This window comes from Streptomyces sp. NBC_00510 (genome assembly GCA_036013505.1).
GTDB lineage: Bacteria > Actinomycetota > Actinomycetes > Streptomycetales > Streptomycetaceae > Actinacidiphila.
This window is the reverse complement of sequence record CP107851.1, coordinates 6,725,627-6,746,787: the sequence shown is the minus strand read 5'-3', so window position 1 is coordinate 6,746,787 and position 21,161 is coordinate 6,725,627. Positions and strand designations below refer to the sequence as shown.

The following is a 21,161-nucleotide window of genomic DNA, read 5'->3' as shown; positions in this document are numbered from 1 at the left end:
AGGCCCCGATCATGGTTGAACGGTATGTGATGTCCATCGACCAGGGCACCACCTCCACCCGATGCATCCTGTTCGACCACCGCGGGCGCCTGGTGTCGGTGGCCCAGCGCGAACACCAGCAGCACTTCCCCAGGCCCGGCTGGGTCGAGCACGACGCCCTGGAGATCTGGCGCAACCTCGAGCGCATCGTGCCGCAGGCGCTGTCCTCCGCCGAGATCGCGGCGGAGGAAGTCGCCGCGATCGGCATCGCCAACCAGCGGGAGACGACGGTGCTGTGGGACCGGAGCACGGGCGTGCCGCTGGGCCGGGCGATCGTCTGGCAGGACACCCGCACCGCGCCGCTCGTCGAGCGGCTGCGCAAGGACCCCGGCGACGACTTCTTCCTGGAGCGCTGCTGCCTGCCGCCCTCCACCTACTTCTCCGCGCCGCGGATCCGCTGGCTCTTCGACGAGGTGCCCGGGCTGGGGCAGCGCGCCCGCGACGGCGAGGTGCTCTTCGGGACGATGGAGACCTGGCTGATCTGGAACCTGACGGGCGGGGTCGACGGCGGTCTGCACATCACCGACGCCACCAACGCCAGCCGCACCATGCTGATGAACATCCGCTCGCTGACCTGGGACCAGGACCTGCTGGACTTCTTCGGCGTCCCCCGCGCGATGCTCCCGGAGATCCACGCCTCCGCCGAGAACTACGGCGCGGCCCGGACGGTCCTGCCCGGGGTCCGCATCACCGCCGCCCTCGGCGACCAGCAGGCGGCGCTCTTCGGCCAGACCTGCTTCTCCCCCGGCGAGGCGAAGTGCACCTACGGGACCGGCAGTTTCCTGCTGCTCAACACCGGGACCACGATGATCAGGTCCCGGCACGGGCTGCTCTCCACGGTCGCGTACAAGATCGACGACCAGCCGACGGTCTACGCCCTGGAGGGCTCGATCGCCGTCACCGGCTCGCTGGTGCAGTGGTTCCGCGACCGCCTCGGGCTGATCAGCAGCGCCCCGGAGATCGAGACCCTCGCCCTCACCGTCGAGGACAACGGCGGCTGCTACATCGTGCCCGCCTTCTCCGGTCTCTTCGCCCCGCACTGGCGCAGCGACGCCCGCGGCGTCATCGTCGGCCTCACCTCGTACATCACCAAGGGGCACCTCGCCCGGGCCGTCCTGGAGGCCACCGGCTGGCAGACCCGCGAGGTGGTCGACGCCATGAACGCCGACTCCTCACTCGGGCTGAAGGAGCTCAAGGTCGACGGCGGCATGACCGCGGACAACCTGCTCATGCAGTTCATCGCCGACGTCCTCGACGTCCCCGTGGTCCGTCCCATGGTCGCCGAGACCGTGTCCCTGGGCGCCGCCTACGCCGCCGGCCTCGCCTCCGGCTACTGGCCGGACCTGAAGGTGCTGCGGAACAACTGGCACCGCGCCGGGCAGTGGTTGCCCGACATGGACCCGGAGCGCCGCGACGCCGAGTACGAGAACTGGCAGCGCGCCGTCGAGCGCTCCATCGGCTGGATCAGACAGCCCCCGTGACCGGTGGCGTGACCAGGCCCACCGCCCGGCCGGTCACCCGGACGCGCGGGTCCCGCGGGTCGACGCCGACGAGCAGCTCGCTCGGGCGGCCCATGTCCTCGCCCTGCCGCACGACCACCCGGGCCGCCTCCGGCACCAGGCCGAGCTCGCGCAGGTAACCGCCGAACGCCGCCGCGGCAGCGCCGGTCGCGGGGTCCTCGACGACCCCGCCCACCGGGAAGGGGTCGCGGGCGTGGAAGCGGTCCGCGGCCTCCCGCCACACCAGGTGCACCGTGGTCCACCCGTGGCGGCGCATGACGCCGGCCAGCGCGTCGAAGTCGTACGCCAGGTCCGCCAGCCGGGCCCGCTCCGCGGCGGCCAGCACCAGATGGTGGACCCCTCCGAAGGCCACGTGCGGCGGCAGCGCGGGGTCCAGCTCGCCCCGCTCCCAGCCCAGCGCGGCGAGCGCCGCGTCCAGCTCGGCGTCCTCGGCCGGACGCGAGCGGGTCGGCACGCTGGTGAGCGTGGCGTGCAGCGCCCCCTCGCCGTCACCGGCCGTCAGCACGGGGATCTCCCCCGCCGGGGTGTCGAAGACCAGCTCACCGGGGCCGATGCGCTCCGCCAGCGCGACGGCGGTCGCGACGGTCGCGTGGCCGCAGAACTCGACCTCGGCGAGGGGGCTGAAGTAGCGCAGGGTGAACCGCCGGCGGGCGGGGTCCGCAGCCGTGACGAACGCCGTCTCGGAGTAGCCGACCTCGGCGGCGAGGGCGAGCATGCGCTCCTCGTCGAGGTCCGACGCGTCGAGGACGACGCCGGCCGGATTGCCGCCCGCGGGGTCGGAACTGAAGGCGGTGTAGCGCAGCACGTCGGTGCGGGTCCCAGGTGTCATGCCGTCCACGCTGTCACACCAAGTGCCATTGGCGGAAACGATGGTTGTTCATCGCCCCGATTGATGAGACCGATCGCAGCGGCTACGGTCGAGCCGTGGACACCCGACTGCTCAGCACCTTCCTCACCCTGGCGAGGACGGGGAACTTCACCGGCGCGGCCGCCGAACTGCACCTGTCGCAGTCCACCGTGACGGCACAGATCAAGTCCCTGGAGAAGGAGCTGGGCGTACGGCTCTTCGACCGCATGCCGCGCGGCGCACAGCTCACCGGGGCCGGACGGCGCCTGATGACGGAGGCCGAGGGCGTCCTCGAGGCGGAGACACGCCTGCGCGGCACGGCGGCCGGGGACGCCCGGTCCGGCGGTACCGTCGTCCTCGGCGCCGGGGACACGCTCTGCTCGACGCACGTGCCGCGGATCGTCGCCGCCCTGCGCCGCACCCACCCCGGCATCGACGTCCACCTCCACCCGGCGGGCAGCGACACGGCCGTGGAGGGACTGCGGGCCGGGCGGCTCGACGTCGCCCTGCTGCTGGAGGACCAGGTCGCCCTGCCCGACATGACCGCCCGCCCGCTCGCCGCCGAACCGCTGGTCCTCATCGCCGCCCCCGGCCACCCGCTGGCCGCGCTCGGCCGGCCCGTCACCTGGGAGGAACTCGCCCGGGAGACCTTCTTCCTCCACGAGGAGGGCTGCTCGTACAGCGACCGCGTCGCGCGCGAACTCCTCGGCGTCCGCGACGCCCGGCCGCGGCTGACCCGGTTCGGCAGCAGCGCGGCCGCCCGCACCTGCGTGGCCGCGGGCCTCGGGCTCGGCGTCCTCCCCCGCGCCACCGTCCGCACCGCCCTGCGCGAGGGCACCCTGAGCGCCGTCCCCGGGCCCGGCCTCCCCGACGTACCCGTCCAGCTCGTCCGCCGGCGCGGCCGCTGGACCTCCCCGGCGGTCCAGGCCGTCCTCGACGCGCTGACGGAGCACTTCGCGCGGCACCGAGACGGGGGCTCGGCGGTCGAGTAGGTCACCGTCTCCGGCAGCGTGCGCGCGCCGACTTCGACGGCGGCGGGTACGGTCGTGGTCACGCCCGGGCGGAGCGGCAGCGGAGCAGGTGAGCCGACGGCCGTGTCAGCGTTCGAGGTTCCGCTCGAACCAGTGGTGCGCGTACCGCTCGGTGCTGAATGCCTCGACCTCCACGAATCCCGCGGTCTCGTAGAGGCGTCTGGCCTCCGCGAGCGTGCGGTTCGTCTCCAGTCGCAGCGTCCGCATCCCGCGGAGGGTCGCTTCGTCCGCGAGACGCTCGAGGATGCGGCGGCCCAGGCCGAGGCCGCGAACGTCCGGGGACGCCCACATCCGCTTCACCTCCGCGATCCGCTTCCCGGGGTGGAACTTGAGCGCCCCGCACCCCATCGGAGAGCCCTGCGCGCTCGCCACCAGGAGCAATCCGTCCGGCAGCGTCATCTCCTCGTAACTCGCGGAGAGGCTCTTGGCGGGGTCGAAGCCGGTGTCGAACCGTCGTCCCAACTCCTCGCGTCAATCGTTCTTCAACCGCCTGTCGATGAGGCGTCAATGCCCACGAGGTTGGCTTATGCCGGCATCAGCAACGTCCCATCCATACGCCGGACGCCGGACCGTACGGTGCGCACCGAAGTCCAGGCGTCCGGCGCTTGGCCATCAGCGGCGACCGGTTCTCGGCAAGCCGCGGCAGGTCATCGCACAAAGATCAGAAAGATCGCAGGAAGCAGGAACGTGAACCTCAAGAGCATCTTCGGCAAGTTCGGTATGGCCGTGGCGGTGGGGGCGGTCGTGCTGACCGCGACGCCGTCCGCGATCGCCGACACGATCCCCACCCCCACCCCCGCTCAGGCGGTCGCCAACGCCATGACCCTCCCCGATTGGGATCTCGGCGACGACCACTGTGCGGACATAAAGCTCAAGTCCAAGGCCAGCAATCGTTTCGTCTCCGCCGAGATCGAATACACCGGATACGTCTCCGGAATGCTCCGCGCTCGGTCGACCTCCGCCGGAGACTGGGAGAAGTTCTCCATCTGCCCGGGAAACGGGTTCTACACCCTCTATTCGTACAGCGCCAAGGGCTGGGTGAGCGCCGAGCAGAACTACACGGGCGCCGATGCCGGCATGCTCCGGGCGCGTTCGGGCAGCGTCGGAGCGTGGGAGAAGTTCGACGTCCGCTGCACCGACTACTGCACCCTCAAGTCCCTCGCCAACGGCAAGTACGTGACCTCCGAGCTGGCCTACACGGGCTCCGGCTACGGCATGCTCCGGGCACGCTCGACCTCCGTCGGAGATTGGGAGAAGTTCTTGATCTCCTGACCGGCCGGCTGGTCATGACCACGGGCCAGGGCCGGGCGAGCTGAGACACGACCGCACGGAAGTCGAGCAGGGGGTGAGGCGGCTCGCCTCCTGCCCGACTGCGGCGCTCGCGGCACGCCTGTGTCGTCAGTGGCCCCCGGTAGCCCGGCGGGCCCCACCGGGGGGGTCACCACCGCCGACGCGCTGTGGTCAGGAACTCTCGACGAAGCGGACGGACCACGCGTAGCCGCTCAGGCAGTCGTGTGGGACTCGTCGGACTTCTCTGACCTGGCAACCATCGTGGGCGTACTTGCGGGCGAACCGGTCGAGGCGCTGCGCCTCGGTGAGATCCTCCATGGACAGCGGTGCTCCGACGACGAGGTCTTCGTGGATGACCTCTTCCTGCGCGCCACCGTCCGAGCAGGAAGAGCAATGATGCGTTTTGGGTAGGGCCATGGGATCAGTGTCCTCCTCACGCGGAGGCCCCGACGTACACAGCGCAATAGCCGCACCGCAGCGACCGTCGTGCCCACAGTTCGCATCGAGGGGTCGTGCGGTCGGGCTGCGCATGGCAAGAGCGAATGAGACGGCGCCGGGCCGACAGCATCGGCGCTGCCGGCCCGGATCGCGTCGTACCTGCGTCTACAGGTTCGGGAGGTTCTTGCGGAGCTCGAACGCCGTGACCTCGGAGCGGTACTCCTCCCACTCCTGCTTCTTGTTGCGCAGGGAGTGAATCGGGCTTCCGCCGACCTGCGATGACCAGGACGAGCATCCCTGCGATCTGCGGGAAGCCCGCCTCCGGTTGTCAGTGTCGGTCACCCCTGGGCGCCCTCGTACGTCCCACAGACGGCCCCGCCACGGTACTCGGCGGCGGTCCGACACCCGCTTTTGGCAACCCCATCCGTCCGGCCCGGGTGCTCAGGGTGAGCCGACGGGGTTGCACCTGACGTCGCAGTCATCGCGAGGTTCTCCTGCCACGGATTGGTGCAAGGGTCGCCAAGCGCCCGAACATGGGGCGCCATCGCCCTCACGACTCAATCCTGGTCGCGGACGTCCTGCTACGCAATCGTGGCGCCTGGGCCCTGGGGTCATCTGGGGCGGATTCCCGGGAAGCGCCGGCATTACGGGGCCGAGCTTGATCACTTCGTGTTTTCCCCACGATGGCCGATTACGTTTTGTGCCGCTTCTTCTTCACGGCGCCGAGAAGGAAGGCACCTTCCGGTGCGCCGACTGCCGTCCGGTTCGGGGAAGGCAGTGACGCGGGTGCGGCAGGCCGGCGCCGGAGGCCCCGTGCCCAGAGCAGCCCCGAGGACAGATCCGGCCACGCGCAGGAAGATGGAACTGGGACAGGCCGTCACCAATCTCGGGCTGCCACTCCGCATGACCGAGAAGACGAGAAGACAGCGGCGCAATCGATCGCACAACAACCCGTTGCGCTGCCCAGGCGGTTGGGGCACCGCTTCCGCCTTCCTGTTCCACTGGATCACGGAGGCAACCATGGGCGCAGTCCTCGGTGACGTACTGGGTTTCGCGGCCGCCGTAGCAATCAGCCCGCTCCCGATCATCGCCATCATCCTCATCCTCGCCACGCCCCGGGGACGTCTTAACGGGGTCCTCTTCACCGTCGGCTGGATCCTGGGGCTCTCGGCACTGGGCGCGGTGATGCTCGCGATCGCTTCCCCCGCAGGTGCCTCTGCCCACGATCACCCGGCCACCTGGGTGGGAGCTCTCAAGCTCGCGCTGGGCGTGTTCCTCGTCCTCTTCGGCGCCCGGCTGTGGCACCGGCGCCCGAGAGATCCCTCGCAAGCACGGTTGCCGAAATGGATGGGCGCGATAGACCGCCTTACGCCGGTAAAGGTCTTGGGACTCGGACTGGCCTTGGCAGCGCTCAACGCCAAGAACGCCCCACTGACCATCGCCGCGAGCGCCACCATTGGCTCAGCCGGGCTACCGGTCGGGCAGCAGATCGCATCGCTGGCGATCTTCGTCCTGATCGCCACCCTCGGCCTGCTGGCCCCCTTGGGAGTCTTCCTGCTCGGGGGAGAGCGAGCGAAGACCACACTCGGTACCTGGAAGGATTGGGCAGCTCAGCACAATGTTGCCGTGATGGCGGTCCTGTTCTTCGTTCTCGGGCTGAAACTGCTCGGTGACGGCATCGGCATCCTTACCCCCTGACGACCTGCCCACGAGTGGCACCCCTCGACTGTCAGAGCTCGGGTTCGGCATCCGCCGCATGGCCGACGTGACCGTTCCCGAATCCTTGACTGACGTGCAGCGATCGTTTGATGCGGCCCGTAAGGCGGTGCGCGAGCATCACCGGCCACGGGTCCGGTGCGTGAGTGGACTGATGAGCAGCGGGCCGAGGGAGAGCGGCTGCAAGCTGCGTGGGTAGAGGTCGCCGCGGAGCTGCGGGAGGCCATCGAGGACTCCGGCCTGGAGGCCGAGCTCGGTGCTACGAGCTGGGGCGCGCGCTACGGAAAGCTGCCTATGCAAACGACTACGCCGGCGAGTAGCCCGATCGGGTGGCCGGCGGGTTACGGGCTTGCCCGCAGCCCTCGATCGAGTCGAACGTGTGGACGAATGGCGTGACGCGGTGGAGGTGCCCGGGAGCCCGGGGAACCACCTGTGTACGTCGAGCCCATTCCGGAGTACCGGCGAGAGCGTGTGCGTTTTCAGCTCGACGGCCGCTTCTACCGCGGTGCGGCAACGGAGCGCCGCGAGTCCTCTGACGGCAGGGTGGCCGTTCACCTTCTGCTGTGGCCTGCGCTGCCGGATGGGCGCCGGTGACCGCGGTGAGCCCGATGGAGAAGCAACTCCTGGACGGCGACGTGGTCCGGATCCGTCGCGTTGACGTGCCGCCGGACCAGATCCCGAAGTACGAGGGCTTCGAGCCGGGGCGGCAGCCTCGGGTCCAGATCCGTGTGGGCGGTCAGTGGCATGACGGCGTGGTCTGGCACAAGATTCGGTACCGGGACGGGTGCCCCTGTGCTGGTGCGCCGGCTTACAAGGACGGCTGCGACGTGCGGCGAGGGTGCCCAGGTCACCTGGGCTGTAGGAGCCGATCAGGTCAGCGACGCACCTCGGCTGCGGCGAACCGCCGTTGACCGTGAGTGACCGCCGGATCTGACACGGCTGTGGCACGGCTCCGCCTCTCCCCTTCAGCGTCGACGGTTTGAGCGCCCGCGTCGGCGCCCCAGCAGGCTCGCCTGCTCGCTCTTCAGGTGAGTGAACCGGTCGCGGGTGTACTCCCTTAGCTCCCGGCCGGGGAACGGTATGAGTGACAGATGTTCTTCGTAACTGCCCTCGGCCCACTGCGCGGCGGTGATCTCGTATCCAGCGACATGCGCGCAGAGCTGGAGCAGGGCCGAAGGCATCTCCTCCTCGATCAGGAGATCGGCCTTTGTGACCACCACGTCGCGCATTGCCTGAATGTTGGGGATGAAGACGGTGGTGGCCCATGTGCGCCACCGCGCGAGCTCCTGCTCAGTGGGAGGTATGTCGTGATGGAAGGGATCGCGCCCGTCGGGGCGGGCGTACGTCTCAGAGAAGGTGTCGTAGGCGCGGCTGTTGGCTTCCATCAGCGCGAACAGAGGACCGTAGAAGTCACTCAGCTGGACGTTGACCCGCGTCAGTCGGGCCTGCCTCTGCGCCAGTCGCAGTCCGTTGAGATAGGTCGCCAGATAGCCGATGAACGCCAGCCCGACGGTCAAGATCACTGTGGCCATGAGAGGTGATAGTAGGCCGCTCCGATCGGATCATCTGATCGCTAGTCCCGTTCCCCCGCATGTCCTCGAACTCAAGGTCGGCGGAACGACTTTGGCCGAGAGCTGCTTTGGCGCGAGTGATCATGGCCCCGTAAGCTTCCGGTGCGTCGGGCAGTCTGTGGGCCTGCCCGGTAAAGCACGACGTTGGGGCCATGATCTTCGAGGCTCGCGCCAAAGTGGCTGGCTAACCCATGCCGAGCACGACCCCGCGATCGGCACACCGCTCGTCCCGAGCGTACGACTACGCGGGCGCGGTGCTGTGGAACAACCACGCAGGCGACCTGTGGCGGCTCTTCACCATCTACCTGCGCCGCGAGATCGCCGCCCGCGCCGGACTGTCGCAGACGGCCATGCAGGAGGTGTGCCGGGTCTCCTTTGGCAAGGTCGCCCAGTACCGAAAGCGCGGGGCCGTGCAAATGCGTTGAGGCACTTCTACGCCTCCGTGCTCCTGGACGCCGGCGAGAACATCAAAGCCCTGAGCAGCTACCTCGGTCACACCGACGCGGGGTTCACGCTTCGCGACTACACGCACTTGATGCCGAGCAGCGAGGGACGGACACGCAGGGCCGTCGACAGACTCTACGAAGCCACGAACCCGGCGCCAGACGGCCCAAGTGAGCTGAAACGGCTCCGGGCCGGCAGCATCGCGCTGCCGGCCCGGATCGCGTCGTACCTGCGGTTACAGGTTGGGGAGGTTCTTGCGGAGCTCGAACGCCGTGACCTCGGAGCGGTACTCCTCCCACTCCTGCTTCTTGTTGCGCAGGAAGAAGTCGAAGACGTGCTCCCCGAGCGTCTCGGCGACCAGTTCGCTGCGCTCCATGAGGGAGATGGCCTCGCCGAGGTTCTGCGGGAGGGGCTGGATGCCGAGGGCGCGGCGCTCGCCGTCGGAGAGGGCCCACACGTCGTCGTCGGCGCCGGGCGGGAGCTCGTAGCCCTCCTCGATGCCCTTGAGGCCGGCGGCCAGGAGGACGGCGTAGGTGAGGTACGGGTTGGCGCCGGAGTCGATGGAGCGGACCTCGACCCGGGTGGAGCCGGTCTTGCCGGGCTTGTACATCGGGACGCGGATGAGCGCGGACCGGTTGTTGTGGCCCCAGCAGATGTACGACGGGGCCTCGCCGCCGGCGCCCGCGGTGCGGTTGGCGCCGCCCCAGATGCGCTTGTACGAGTTGACCCACTGGTTGGTCACCGCGGAGATCTCGTCGGCGTGCCGCAGCAGGCCCGCGATGAAGGAGCGGCCGACCTTCGACAGCTGGTACTCGGCGCCCGACTCGTGGAAGGCGTTGCGGTCGCCCTCGAAGAGGGACAGGTGCGTGTGCATGCCGGAGCCGGGGTGCTGGCTGAAGGGCTTGGGCATGAACGTGGCGTTCACGCCCTGCTCCAGCGCGACCTGCTTCATGACCAGGCGGAAGGTCATGATGTTGTCGGCGGTGGACAGCGCGTCCGCGTAGCGCAGGTCGATCTCCTGCTGGCCGGGGGCGCCCTCGTGGTGGGAGAACTCCACCGAGATGCCCATCGACTCCAGCATCGTGATGGCCTGGCGGCGGAAGTCCTGGCCCACGTTCTGCGGGGTGTGGTCGAAGTAGCCGGAGTTGTCGGCGGGCACCGGCACGCTGCCGTCCAGCGGCAGGTTCTTCAGCAGGAAGAACTCGATCTCGGGGTGCGTGTAGAAGGTGAACCCGAGGTCGGAGGCCTTGGCCAGGGACCGCTTGAGGACGAAGCGGGGGTCGGCGTACGACGGGGAGCCGTCCGGCATGAGGATGTCGCAGAACATCCGGGCGGTGCCGGGTGCCTCGGCGCGCCACGGGAGGATCTGGAAGGTGCCGGGGTCGGGCTTGGCGATCATGTCCGACTCGTACACCCGCGCGAAGCCCTCGATCGCGGACCCGTCGAAGCCGATGCCCTCGTCGAAGGCCTGCTCCAGCTCGGCAGGCGCCACGGCGACCGACTTGAGGTAGCCCAGCACGTCGGTGAACCACAGCCGCACGAATCGGATGTCGCGCTCTTCGAGGGTACGGAGCACGAACTCCTGCTGCTTATCCATAGCTATCCAACCTCACAGGTCATGGGGGCCTGTTGTCCGTGCCGGCTCGAGCGAGGGCCAGACCAGTATCACGTCACGGGGTTACCGGTCTGTTTCGGCGGCGGCCGGGACCGCCGGACACCCCTCGCCACCATTGTGATGCACCCTTGCGATCTTGACACAGGGGGCCGACCCCGGAAAGGCCCGTCCGCCATGGCTTCCCGGGCCGAGTGCGCGACCCCACAGGCGTCGCCCACGACATCGCGTCGGTTTGACGATTACACTGGGCGGCGTGCCTCAACTTCGCCTCGCCCTGAATCAGATCGACTCCACCGTCGGCGACCTCGCCGGGAACGCGGAGTCGGTCGTGCGCTGGACCCGGCACGCGGCCGAACAGGGAGCCCACCTCGTGGCCTTCCCGGAGATGGCGCTGACCGGGTACCCCGTGGAGGACCTCGCCCTGCGCTCCTCCTTCGTCGAAGCCAGCCGTGCCGCCCTGGAAGCCCTCGCCGAGCGCCTGGCGGCCGAGGGCTTCGGAGAGCTGCCGGTGGTCGTCGGCTACCTCGACCGCAGCGAGAAGGCCCAGCCTCGCTACGGCCAGCCCGCCGGCTCCCCGCGCAACGCCGCCGCCGTGCTGCACGGCGGGAAGGTCGTGCTGAAGTTCGCCAAGCACCACCTGCCGAACTACGGCGTCTTCGACGAGTTCCGCTACTTCGTGCCCGGCGACACCCTCCCGGTGATCCGGGTGCACGGGGTCGACGTCGCCCTCGCCATCTGCGAGGACCTTTGGCAGGACGGCGGCCGGGTGCCCGCCGCCCGCACCGCCGGCGCCGGTCTCCTGCTCTCCGTCAACGCCTCCCCCTACGAGGTCGCCAAGGACGACACCCGCCTGGACCTGGTGCGCAAGCGCGCCCAGGAGGCCGGCTGCACCCTCGCCTACCTCGCCATGATCGGCGGGCAGGACGAACTCGTCTTCGACGGCGACTCGATCGTCGTCTCCGAGGACGGCGAGGTGATCGCACGCGCCCCGCAGTTCGAGGAGGGCTGCGTCCTGGTCGACCTCGACCTGCCCGCCGCGGACGCCACCAAGGTGCCGGGCGGCATCGCCGACGACGGCCTGGAGATCGAGCACGTCACCCTCTCCGCCGAACCGCTCCCCGCGTACGAGCCCGAGGTGCACGGCGGCGAGGCCCCGCGGCTGGGCGACGACGAGGAGGTCTACACCGCGCTGGTCGTCGGCCTGCGGGCGTACGTCGCCAAGAACGGCTTCCGCTCCGTGCTGATCGGCCTCTCCGGCGGCATCGACTCCGCCCTGGTCGCGGCCATCGCCTGCGACGCGGTCGGGGCGGCCAACGTCTACGGCGTCTCCATGCCGTCGCGGTACTCCTCCGACCACTCCAAGGACGACGCCGCCGAACTGGCCCGGCGGACCGGGCTCAACTTCCGCACCGTGCCGATCGCCCCGATGTTCGACGCCTACATGGGCTCCCTGGGGCTGACCGGACTGGCGGAGGAGAACCTGCAGTCCCGGCTGCGCGGCACGATGCTCATGGCGATCTCCAACCAGGAGGGGCACATCGTCCTCGCCCCGGGCAACAAGAGCGAGCTCGCGGTCGGCTACTCCACGCTGTACGGCGACTCGGTCGGCGCGTACGGGCCCATCAAGGACGTCTACAAGACGACCGTCTTCCGTCTCGCGCAGTGGCGCAACCAGGCCGCGGCGGAGCGGGGCCAGACCCCGCCCATCCCCGAGAACTCCATCTCCAAGCCGCCCAGCGCGGAGCTGCGGCCGGGCCAGGTCGACACGGACTCCCTGCCGGACTACGACGTCCTGGACCGGGTGCTGGCGATGTACGTCGACCAGGACAAGGGGCGCGACGCGATCGTCGCCGCCGGGTTCGACGGGGAACTCGTGGCGAAGGTGCTGCGGATGGTGGACACGGCGGAGTACAAGCGGAGGCAGTATCCGCCGGGGACGAAGATCTCCGCGAAGGGGTTCGGGAAGGACCGGAGGCTCCCCATCACGAACCGCTGGCGCGAGCACGCGTAGCGAGTGCCGGGGGTTGTGGTTGCGGCCCGTCGTTGTGTGCGGGCGGCTGCGCCGGGCTGCCCGGTTGTTTGTGCGCGGGTGCGTTGCGCCTGCGGCGGGCATCCCCCGCCCTCCCGCCCTCCCCCAGCCTTCGGCCGGGGGGACCCCCATCCGGCGCGGTCAGTGCGGGCCTGCGCTCCGTTGGGGTGGGGTCGGTGCCGCGCCGGCGCACGTCCTCAGCGCTCGCGGTTTGCGTCCACGTCGTTGCGTACCGGGTTCGCCGCTCGTCGCTTCCGGGCGCACCCCGCCACACCCCCTCCCGCGGGTTGGGGCGCATGACGGCCGGTGGGGGTTGGAAAGCGGTCCGGGGTTGCCGCAGGTGCCTTTCTGAACCCCCACCGGCCGTTAGTCGCCTACACGGCAGGAGGGGGTGTGGGGGGGTGCCCCCATGGGGGTCCCCCCGGCCGAAGGCTGGGGGAGACGAGCGGCGAACCCGGCGCCGAATACTGCAGAGGTAAACCGCGAGCGCTGTGGGGGTCCCCCCGGCCGAAGGCTGGGGGCGTACGCCGGCGCGGCACCGACCCACAACGACCGCGCGAGGCGGTCACTGACCGCGCCGGGCAATCGGGAGGGCGGCGGGGAAACCGCCCGCCGCAGGCGCAAACAACCCGCACACAACAACGGGCCGCAAGGGGCACCCCGGGCCAGGGTCAGCGCACGCGCTCCCGCACCGCGGACGGCTGCCCGGACACGACGACCCGGGACAAAGAGGACCCCGCGTCCGCGCGCCGCTCCCACAGGCCCGCGACCGTGGCGATCGCCAGCCCCGTGACCGCCAGCACCGCGCCCGCCACCGCCGGGGCGGTGTAGCCGAGGCCGTGCGCGAGGACGACCCCGCCGAGCCAGGCACCGCCCGCGTTGGCCAGGTTGAACGCGGCCTGGTTCGCGGAGGAGGCCAGCGCGGGGGCGTGCCGGGCCTTCTCCATGACGAGCATCATCATGGGCGACCCCGTCGCGAACGCCGCGATCCCGAGCAGGACGACCGTGAGCGCCGCGCTCCACCGGGCGTGCGCGGTGACCGTGAACAGCAGGAGGACGACCGCGAGCGCGCCGAGCCCGCCGAGCAGCGCGGGGCGCAGGGCGCGGTCGGCGAGGCGGGCGCCGAGGAGGTTGCCGATCGTCGCGCCGACGCCGAAAAGGGCGAGCACCAGCGTGACGCTGCTCTCCCCGAACCCGGCGACCTGCGTGAGCATCGGCGTGACGTAGCTGTAGACCGCGAAGACCGCGGCGAAGCCGAAGATCGTGGTGCCCAGCGCCAGCCAGACCTGCCCGCTGCGGAAGGCCGACAGTTCCCGGCGCAGTCCGCCGCCCGGGGCGAGGGGGATGCGGGGCACGAGCTGGGCGATGCCGGCGATGGCGACGAGGCCGATGACGCCGACGGCGAGGAAGGTGGCGCGCCAGCCGAGGTGCTGGCCGAGGAGGGTGGCGGCGGGGACGCCCACGATGTTCGCGACGGTGAGCCCGGCGATCATCAGGGAGACGGCGCGGGCCTTGCGCGCGGGGTCGACCATGCCCGCGGCCACGACCGCGCCGACGCCGAAGAAGGCGCCGTGCGGGAGTCCGGACAGCACGCGCCCGGCCAGCAGCCAGCCGAAGCTCGGGGCGAGGGCGGAGAGCGTGTTGCCGACGGTGAACAGGGCCATGAGGGACAGGAGCAGGGCCTTGCGCGGCATCCGCGTGGTGACCGCGGCGAGGAGCGGGGCGCCGATGACGACGCCGAGGGCGTAGCCGGAGACGAGGTAGCCGGCGGTCGGGATGGAGGTGTGCAGGTCGTCCGCGACGTCGGGCAGCAGGCCCATGATCACGAACTCCGTCGTACCGATGCCGAATGCGCTGATCGCCAGTGCGAGCAGGGCGAGAGGCATGACAGGCCTTTCCGGGGCAGGGTCGGGAGCAGTTATTAGTTTAACTGCGGAACAAAGTCTGCCCGGCCCGTTCTTCCCGTGGGCGAAGAACTCGTTACGGGAGTGCTACCTTCGCCGCCACCGGCCGGTGGTCGCTGCCCGTCGCGGGCAGCACCCAGGAGGCGGTCGGCTCCGCCCCCCTGACGAGGATCTGGTCGATGCGGGCGGTCGGGAACCCGGCCGGCCAGCTGAAGCCGAAGCCGTCGCCCGCGGCGCCCTGCGTGGACCGCATCTGCGAGGTGATGTTGGCGAGCGCGCGGTCGTTCATCGTGCCGTTGAGGTCGCCCATGAGGATGACGTCGGGCAGCTTCTCGTCCGCGACGGCCTCGCCGAGCGCGTCGGCGCTGCGGTCGCGCTCGCCGGCGGTGAAGCCCGCGTTGAACTTGACCCGCACCGAGGGCAGGTGCGCGACGTAGACCGCGACCTTCCCGTGCGGAGTCGTGGCGGTGGCGCGCAGGGCGCGGGTCCAGCCGAGCCGGATGTCCACCGGCCGCACCTGGCTGAGCGGGTACCTGCTCCACAGCCCGACGGTGCCCAGCACGGCGCTGTACGGGTAGCGGGCCTTGAGCCCGGACTCGTAGACGGAGACCTTCCCGGCGGGGATCTCCTCCAGCGCGACGAGGTCGGCACCGGAGCCGATGAGGTCCTGCGCGGTGCGGGCGGGGTCGGGGTTGTCGGCGTTGACGTTGTGGGTCAGCACGGTGAGGTCGCCCCCACCGGCGTCCTTGTCCGTGAGGAGCCCGCCGAAGAAGTGCAGCCACACCACGATCGGCAGCAGGACGGCGATCAGCGCGGTCGCCGAGCGCCGCAGCACGCCGACCACCAGCAGCACCGGGAGCGCGAGCCCGAGCCAGGGCAGGAAGGTCTCCAGCAGGCTGCCCAGGTTGCCGATCCGGTTGGGCACCGCGCCGTGAAAGGCCATCACCACGGCGACGGCGAGGGCCAGTACGGCTGTGACGATCCCCCGCCGCCACATGCCGTCGCCGAAGGACCAGAACCGCCGGAAGCGTCCGAAACGTCCGTTCGCACCCGAACCCTGCGGCCTGGTACCGCCGTCGGTGGTCACGTCCGCGTCGTACGCCTGAGCCATGGGGGGAGTCCTCACTGTCTTGCCAGGTGCTCAGTCGACCATAGGCGATCGACGCCCGGAGGACGGGACTCGCCGGGCGACAGGTTCCCCCGCCGCCCGGCGAAAGGGCACCCTGTGACAGAACCAGGACATTCCGCCTTGTTCCCCCAGGCGTTCAGCACCCGGCGCGGACGCCCTGCAGCACCGAGTCGACGATCAGCTCCGACAGCCCCTCCGGCAGTGCCGCGTCCGGCCGCAGCATCGAACGCGACAGCATGGGGCCGATGAAGAGGTCCCCGAGGAGTTCCGGGTCGATGTCGTCGCGGAGTTCGCCGCTGCGGATGCCCCGGCCCAGGACCTCGCGGACCTGGGCGCGCCGGGCCGCGATGACGGTGTCGTGGTAGGCGGCCCACAGCTCCGGCTCGTTCTGGGCCTGGGCGAGGACGTTGCGCAGCAGGGCGGAGGAGCGCTTGACCAGGGCCCTGCGCCGTATGAATTCGACGCAGGTGACCAGGTCGTCGCGGACCGAGCGGCCTGCGAGCCGCGGGGTCTGCTCGTCGACGGACTTCATGACGTCGAGCATCAGCGCGTTCTTGCCCGCCCAGCGCCGGTAGACGGTGGCCTTGCCGACGCCGGCGGCGCGGGCGATGCGCTCCATCGACAGCTCCCCGATCGTGGCGCCCTCCTCCAGCAGGCTGAGGACGGCCTCGATGATCGCGGTGTCGGCGGCGGCGCTGCGCGGACGGCCGCGCGGGAGGCGCCCGGCGGGCCCGGGGACCGTGTCGCCGTCGGGTTCCGTCGCCGTCCGGGTGCCGGTCACCGCTCCGCCCCCACCGGGCTGACCTCGCGTTCCTCTCCGCCCGCGGGACGCCCCCCGGCGGTCTTGCCGGGCAGGAAGACCACGACGACGAGCATGCCGAGCAGCGCGACACCGCTGGCGACGTAGGCGGTGACGTGCATGGCGTCGAGGAAGGCGTCCGTGGCCGGGGCGAGCAGCGCCTTGCCCGCGGGACCCATGCCCTCGGCCACGGCGCGCGTGGCCTCGATGGACTCGCCGGCCCGGTGCTGCACGTCGGCGGGGAGGCCGGTCAGGTGGTCCGCGATGCCGTCACGGTAGACCGTCGACATCAGCGAGCCCAGCACCGCAACGCCGAGCGCGCCGCCGACCTGCCGGAAGGTGTTGTTGACGGCGGAGCCGGAGCCGGCCTTCTCACGCGGCAGGGAGGACATGATGGCGACGGTCGCGGGCGGCATCACGTGGGCCATGGCCGTGCCCATGAGGAAGAACAGCACCTCCAGCTGCCAGATCGGGGTGTCGGCGTCGAGCAGCTGGAAGCCGAGGAAGCTGAGCGCTATCAGCGCGAGCCCGGCGGCGCAGGTGAGGCGGGCGCCGATCCTGTCGACGACCAGCCGGGCACGGGGCGCGAAGACGAGCTGGGCGACGGCGAGCGGGAGCAGCAGCAGGCCGGAGTCCAGGGCGCTGTAGCCGCGCACGCTCTGGGTGTAGAAGACCATGAAGAAGGTCACGCCCATGAGCGCGAAGAAGACCAGGCCGATCGCGGAGACCGAGGCCGAGAAGGTCGGGTTGCGGAAGTAGGAGACGTCGAAGGCGGGGTGGCTGCTGCGGGCCTCGTGCCAGACGAAGGCGCCGAGCACCACGAGGCCGCCGATGATGGCCGTCAGGGCCGTGGGGGCGGTGAAGTCCGCGAGCTGGCCGCCCTTGATGATGCCGTACACCAGCAGCACCAGGCCGACGATCGACAGCAGCACGCCGACGGGGTCGAGCCGGCCCGGCCGTGGGTCGCGGGAGTCGGGGACGATGAGCACCATCGCGACCAGGGCGACGGCGATGATCGGCACGTTCACCAGGAAGACCGAGCCCCACCAGAAGTGATCGAGGAGCAGCCCGCCGGTGACCGGGCCGATGGCTATCGCCAGGCCCACCGCACCGGTCCAGATGCCGATCGCCTTGGGCTGCTCCTCGCGCTCGAAGACGTTGATGATGATGGCGAGCGTCGCGGGCATCACGAAGGCGCCGCCGAAGCCCATGACCGCGCGGAAGGTGATCAGCTCGCCGGAGGAGCCGGCGAAGGCCGAGAGCACCGATCCGACGCCGAAGACGGCCATGCCGAAGAGGAGCACCTTCTTGCGGCCGAGGCGGTCGCCGAGCAGGCCCGCGGTGAACAGCAGACCGGCGAAGACCAGCGTGTAGGAGTTGATCGCCCACTCCAGCTGGCTCTGGGTGGCGCCCAGGCCGGTCGGGGCGGGCTCGGCGATGGTCTTCATCGCGACGTTGAGGATCGAGTTGTCCAGGACCACCACGAGGAGGCTGAACAGCAGGACGGTCAGGATCCCCCAGCGGCGGCGGTGGACCGCCTCCGGGACGCTGGGGCTCTGCGGCTGGGCTGTGTCGGCGGGCATGCCGTTAACGTAGACCTCATTTCCGATACGGGACCGTCTCGTATTGTAAAACCTCGGCAAAAGGGGGAGTGACGGACGCCCCCCTTTGCGCGGACGGCGGCGCGTGTCAGCATGGAATCGGTCCGGGGACGCCGTCAGGGCGCCTCGAGATGACACAAGGAGCAGTTGCAATGACGCATGCCGTTCCGGCTGCCCAGACGCCCGCCCAGCCCGCTCCCGACAGCAGCAAGGCGCTGTACGGCGGCAAGGGGACACGGCGGATCACCGTCCGGGACATCGCCGCCGCCAAGGAGCGCGGCGAGAAGTGGCCCATGCTCACCGCCTACGACGCCATGACCGCCTCGGTCTTCGACGAGGCCGGCATCCCCGTGCTGCTGGTCGGCGACTCGATGGGCAACTGTCACCTCGGCTACGAGAGCACCGTCCCGGTCACGCTGGACGAGATGACGATGCTGTCCGCCGCCGTGGTGCGCGGCACCAAGCGCGCGATGGTCATCGGCGACCTGCCGTTCGGCTCCTACCAGGAGGGTCCGACGCAGGCGCTGCGCAGCGCGACCCGGCTGGTCAAGGAGGCCGGGGTGGGCGCCGTGAAGCTGGAGGGCGGTGAGCGCTCCGCCCAGCAGATCGACCTGCTCGTCCAGGCCGGCATCCCCGTGATGGCCCACATCGGCCTCACCCCGCAGTCGGTCAACGCCTTCGGCGGCTACCCGGTCCAGGGCCGCGGCGAGGAGGCCGCCCAGCAGCTGCTGCGCGACGCCAAGGCCGTGCAGAACGCCGGCGCCTTCGCCGTCGTGCTGGAGCTGGTCCCGGCCGAGCTGGCCGCGGAGGTCACCCGGATCCTGCACATCCCGACGGTTGGCATCGGCGCGGGCGTGGAGTGCGACGCCCAGGTGCTGGTCTGGACGGACTTCGCCGGGATGACCGGCGGCCGGGTGCCGCGCTTCGTCAAGCAGTACGCGGCGCTGCGCGAGACCCTCGGCGGTGCGGCCAAGGCCTTCGCCGAGGACGTCGTGGGCGGTGCCTACCCGGCCCCGGAGCACAGCTTCCACTGACCCTCCGACGACCTGTCGCGGCGCCACGCGCGACTTCCCCCTGAGGCGGTGCGACCCACCGCCGGCTTCCGCCCCGGGCACCCCCTCCCCGGGGCGGAAGTTTTTTCTGGGGACGTTGAGTACACCGGCCCTCACCCCCGTATGAGTGGGCAACCGCCCACCAGGGGCGGAGCACCGACGAGACAGTGCCGGGGGCCGTGGCATGAACGTTCCGAAGTTGCGCCGATCAGTGGGGGCGGGGGCATTCGCCTCCGCCGCGCTGATCGTCGCCACCGCCTGCAACGCGGGCGTCGACAATGCCAGTCCCCCGGTGGGCGCGATCCAGGCGTCGCAGCCCGCACCGGCGCCCGGCCTCCGGACCGTCGACAACGCCCAGCTCGGCAAGCTGGTCACCGACGAGAAGGGCTGGGTGCTGTACCGCTTCGAGCAGGACAAGCCCAACCCGCCGACCTCGACCTGCACCGGCGAGTGCGCGACCCAGTGGCAGCCGGCCGCCGCGGTCTCGGACACCCAGGTGCAGGGCGTGGACCAGAACCTGGTCGGCAGCGTGAAGCGCCCCGACGGCACGATGCAGCTCACGCTCAACGGAATGCCGCTCTACCACTTCGCGGGCGACAAGAACCCGGGCGACACCAAGGGCCAGGGCGCTAACCGCACCTGGTACGCGGCCACCCCGGACGGCGAGAAGGCCGGGGCGCCCGCGCAGCCGAAGAGCGCCTCCTCCGAGAACGGGTCAGACGGGTACTGATGGGACAGCAGGCATTGAGAGGACTCGACCCCCAGCGATCAGTAGGGCAGGATGCGCTCGTGGCCGACCATCGCTCAGGTGGGGTCCCCGAAGAGGACCTCATGCGGGCGCTCTACCGCGAACACGCGGGTGCGCTCTTCGCATACGTTCTTCGGCTGGTCGGCGGTGACCGCTACCTGGCCGAGGACGTCGTGCAGGAGACCCTGCTGCGCGCGTGGAAGAGCGCGTCCCGGCTCGACCCGGGCGCCCGTTCCCTGCGGCCCTGGTTGGTGACGGTCGCCCGGCGGATCGTGATCGACGGCCACCGCAGCCGTCAGGCACGGCCCCCGGAGGCCTCCCCGGCCGCCCTCGACCAGCTCCCGGCCGAGGACGAACTCGAACGCTCCCTGAGGCTGATGACGATCTCCGACGCACTGGAAGATCTCACCGAGGCCCACCGCCAGGTGCTGATCGAAACGTACTTCAAGGGCCGGACGGTCAACGAGGCCGCGGCGGCGCTGGGGGTACCGCCCGGCACCGTGCGCTCGCGCGTCTTCTACGCCCTCCGCTCCCTGAAAATCGCTCTTGAGGAAAGGGGTGTGACCACCTCGTGACGGTCTACGGTTACGGCTCCGGGGCAGGTACCCCCCACGACCCGCACGTCGACGTCGGGGCGTACGTCCTCGGCGTGCTCGACGACGCCGACATGGCGCGCTTCGAGGAACATCTCGCCATCTGCCACCAGTGCGGACAGCAACTCGACGAGCTGAGCGGCCTCGTGCCGGTACTCGCCGAACTCGCTCCCGCCGGCGCCGGAGTGCCCCTCCCGCCCAGCGGCGACAAGGTGCTCGGACGTCTCCTCGGCAAGGTGTCCGACGACCGCAAGACCCGCGCCAGGCGCCGGATGTTCGCGCTCGCCGCCTCGGTGGCACTGATCGTGGCGGGCCCCACCGTCGCGGTGCTCGCCTCCGGCGGCGGCTCCGACGACGCCCAGGCCAGGGTCTACGCGGAGCAGTTCAAGGGCACCGACAACTCCACGGGCGTCAAGGCGACGGTCGGTGTCAACGAGAAGAAGTGGGGCAGCGAGGTCGGCCTCACCCTCGCCGGGGTCCAGGGCCCGCTGACCTGCCGCCTGGTCGTCGTCGGCAAGGACGGCTCGCAGCAGACGGTCGGCACCTGGAGCGTCCCGACGGCCGGCTACGGCACCTCCGACCAGCCCAACCCGCTCACGCTGGACGGGTCGGCGGGGATGCAGCCGGACTCCATCTCCCGGTTCGACGTGGTCACGTCCCAGGGGCAGCGGCTGGTGTCGGTCACCACGTAGGCCCTGCTGGGCCGATGCCCGACCATGCCGGAGGGGGGACGCGCGATGCGCGTCCCCCCTCGGGCGTTCTCCGGTGGCGCGCGCGGGCGGCCGGGGCCGCGTC

At 70.6% G+C, this 21,161-nt stretch carries 18 protein-coding genes and 2 pseudogenes; 11 read left to right on the top strand and 9 right to left on the bottom strand.

Translation table 11 applies throughout. The features are described from left to right. Positions 1 to 11 precede the first annotated feature (11 nt). Positions 12 to 1,520: a glycerol kinase GlpK gene (gene glpK, locus OG937_30430; protein ID WUD75700.1), complete on the top strand. Its 1,509-nt coding sequence runs from the start codon at positions 12 to 14 to the stop codon at positions 1,518 to 1,520. Here glpK and OG937_30425 read toward each other — a convergent pair. Then, the gene (locus OG937_30425; protein WUD75699.1) at positions 1,504 to 2,388 is read right to left on the bottom strand and encodes a PhzF family phenazine biosynthesis protein; all 885 of its coding nucleotides are present in this window, start codon (positions 2,386 to 2,388) and stop codon (positions 1,504 to 1,506) included. The genes glpK and OG937_30425 overlap by 17 nt on opposite strands. 95 nt (positions 2,389 to 2,483) lie before the next feature. Between OG937_30425 and OG937_30420 the strand changes: the two genes are divergently transcribed. After that, a complete protein-coding gene (locus OG937_30420) occupies positions 2,484 to 3,398 on the top strand; it encodes a LysR family transcriptional regulator (GenBank protein WUD75698.1) in 915 nt (304 codons plus the stop codon). A 105-nt stretch (positions 3,399 to 3,503) separates the two neighbouring features. Here OG937_30420 and OG937_30415 read toward each other — a convergent pair whose 3' ends face one another. After that, positions 3,504 to 3,899 carry a GNAT family N-acetyltransferase gene (locus tag OG937_30415; GenBank protein ID WUD75697.1) on the bottom strand — a complete coding sequence of 132 codons (396 nt, stop codon included), beginning with the start codon at positions 3,897 to 3,899 and terminating at the stop codon, positions 3,504 to 3,506. A 225-nt stretch (positions 3,900 to 4,124) separates the two neighbouring features. On the opposite strand from OG937_30415, the gene OG937_30410 reads away from it, so the two are divergent. Beyond that, the gene (locus OG937_30410; GenBank protein ID WUD75696.1) at positions 4,125 to 4,709 is read left to right on the top strand and encodes a hypothetical protein; all 585 of its coding nucleotides are present in this window, start codon (positions 4,125 to 4,127) and stop codon (positions 4,707 to 4,709) included. 189 nt (positions 4,710 to 4,898) lie between these two features. On the opposite strand, the gene OG937_30405 is transcribed toward OG937_30410, so the two are convergent. Continuing rightward, entirely contained in the window at positions 4,899 to 5,144 is a 246-nt protein-coding gene (locus OG937_30405) for a hypothetical protein (GenBank protein WUD75695.1), read from the bottom strand. An 879-nt stretch (positions 5,145 to 6,023) separates the two neighbouring features. Between OG937_30405 and OG937_30400 the strand changes: the two genes are divergently transcribed. Further along, positions 6,024 to 6,863 (top strand): GAP family protein, encoded by an 840-nt coding sequence (locus OG937_30400; protein WUD75694.1) that lies wholly within the window; start codon positions 6,024 to 6,026, stop codon positions 6,861 to 6,863. Between the two features lie 983 nt (positions 6,864 to 7,846). Here the strand turns inward: OG937_30400 and OG937_30395 are convergent. After that, positions 7,847 to 8,413, bottom strand: a complete 567-nt coding sequence (locus OG937_30395; protein WUD75693.1) for a hypothetical protein — start codon at positions 8,411 to 8,413, stop codon at positions 7,847 to 7,849. Positions 8,414 to 8,688: 275 nt separating this feature from the next. Between OG937_30395 and OG937_30390 the strand changes: the two are divergent. Then, positions 8,689 to 8,865 (top strand): annotated as a pseudogene (locus tag OG937_30390) (replication initiation protein). A gap of 2 nt (positions 8,866 to 8,867) precedes the next feature. Then, positions 8,868 to 9,050: pseudogene (locus OG937_30385) on the top strand (integrase). An 81-nt stretch (positions 9,051 to 9,131) separates the two neighbouring features. Here OG937_30385 and OG937_30380 read toward each other — a convergent pair. Then, positions 9,132 to 10,493: a glutamine synthetase family protein gene (locus OG937_30380; protein WUD75692.1), complete on the bottom strand. Its 1,362-nt coding sequence runs from the start codon at positions 10,491 to 10,493 to the stop codon at positions 9,132 to 9,134. A 271-nt stretch (positions 10,494 to 10,764) separates the two neighbouring features. Here OG937_30380 and OG937_30375 point away from each other — a divergent pair, with 271 nt between their 5' ends. Continuing rightward, positions 10,765 to 12,522 carry an NAD+ synthase gene (locus OG937_30375; protein WUD75691.1) on the top strand — a complete coding sequence of 586 codons (1,758 nt, stop codon included), beginning with the start codon at positions 10,765 to 10,767 and terminating at the stop codon, positions 12,520 to 12,522. A gap of 689 nt (positions 12,523 to 13,211) precedes the next feature. Here the strand turns inward: OG937_30375 and OG937_30370 are convergent. The 4 genes from OG937_30370 to OG937_30355 form a co-directional block, all read right to left on the bottom strand. Beyond that, positions 13,212 to 14,426, bottom strand: a complete 1,215-nt coding sequence (locus tag OG937_30370; GenBank protein ID WUD75690.1) for an MFS transporter — start codon at positions 14,424 to 14,426, stop codon at positions 13,212 to 13,214. 94 nt (positions 14,427 to 14,520) lie between these two features. Continuing rightward, complete coding sequence (locus OG937_30365) at positions 14,521 to 15,555, bottom strand: endonuclease/exonuclease/phosphatase family protein (protein ID WUD75689.1); 1,035 nt, start codon at positions 15,553 to 15,555, stop codon at positions 14,521 to 14,523. 154 nt (positions 15,556 to 15,709) lie between these two features. Continuing rightward, on the bottom strand, positions 15,710 to 16,354 hold the full coding sequence (locus OG937_30360; GenBank protein WUD75688.1) for a TetR/AcrR family transcriptional regulator: 645 nt from the start codon (positions 16,352 to 16,354) through the stop codon (positions 15,710 to 15,712). After that, complete coding sequence (locus OG937_30355) at positions 16,351 to 17,955, bottom strand: DHA2 family efflux MFS transporter permease subunit (protein ID WUD75687.1); 1,605 nt, start codon at positions 17,953 to 17,955, stop codon at positions 16,351 to 16,353. The genes OG937_30360 and OG937_30355 overlap by 4 nt, the downstream gene beginning before the upstream one ends. Before the next feature lie 170 nt (positions 17,956 to 18,125). Here OG937_30355 and panB point away from each other — a divergent pair, with 170 nt between their 5' ends. The 4 genes from panB to OG937_30335 all read left to right on the top strand — a co-directional run bounded on the left by panB (position 18,126) and on the right by OG937_30335 (position 21,058). Further along, the gene (gene panB / locus OG937_30350; GenBank protein ID WUD75686.1) at positions 18,126 to 19,007 is read left to right on the top strand and encodes a 3-methyl-2-oxobutanoate hydroxymethyltransferase; all 882 of its coding nucleotides are present in this window, start codon (positions 18,126 to 18,128) and stop codon (positions 19,005 to 19,007) included. Between the two features lie 202 nt (positions 19,008 to 19,209). Then, positions 19,210 to 19,755, top strand: a complete 546-nt coding sequence (locus OG937_30345; GenBank protein WUD75685.1) for a hypothetical protein — start codon at positions 19,210 to 19,212, stop codon at positions 19,753 to 19,755. Between the two features lie 59 nt (positions 19,756 to 19,814). Further along, a complete protein-coding gene (locus OG937_30340; GenBank protein WUD75684.1) occupies positions 19,815 to 20,348 on the top strand; it encodes a sigma-70 family RNA polymerase sigma factor in 534 nt (177 codons plus the stop codon). Further along, positions 20,345 to 21,058, top strand: coding sequence for a zf-HC2 domain-containing protein (locus OG937_30335; GenBank protein ID WUD75683.1), 714 nt, complete (start codon positions 20,345 to 20,347; stop codon positions 21,056 to 21,058). Before OG937_30340 ends, OG937_30335 begins: the two co-directional genes overlap by 4 nt. Positions 21,059 to 21,161 lie beyond the last annotated feature (103 nt).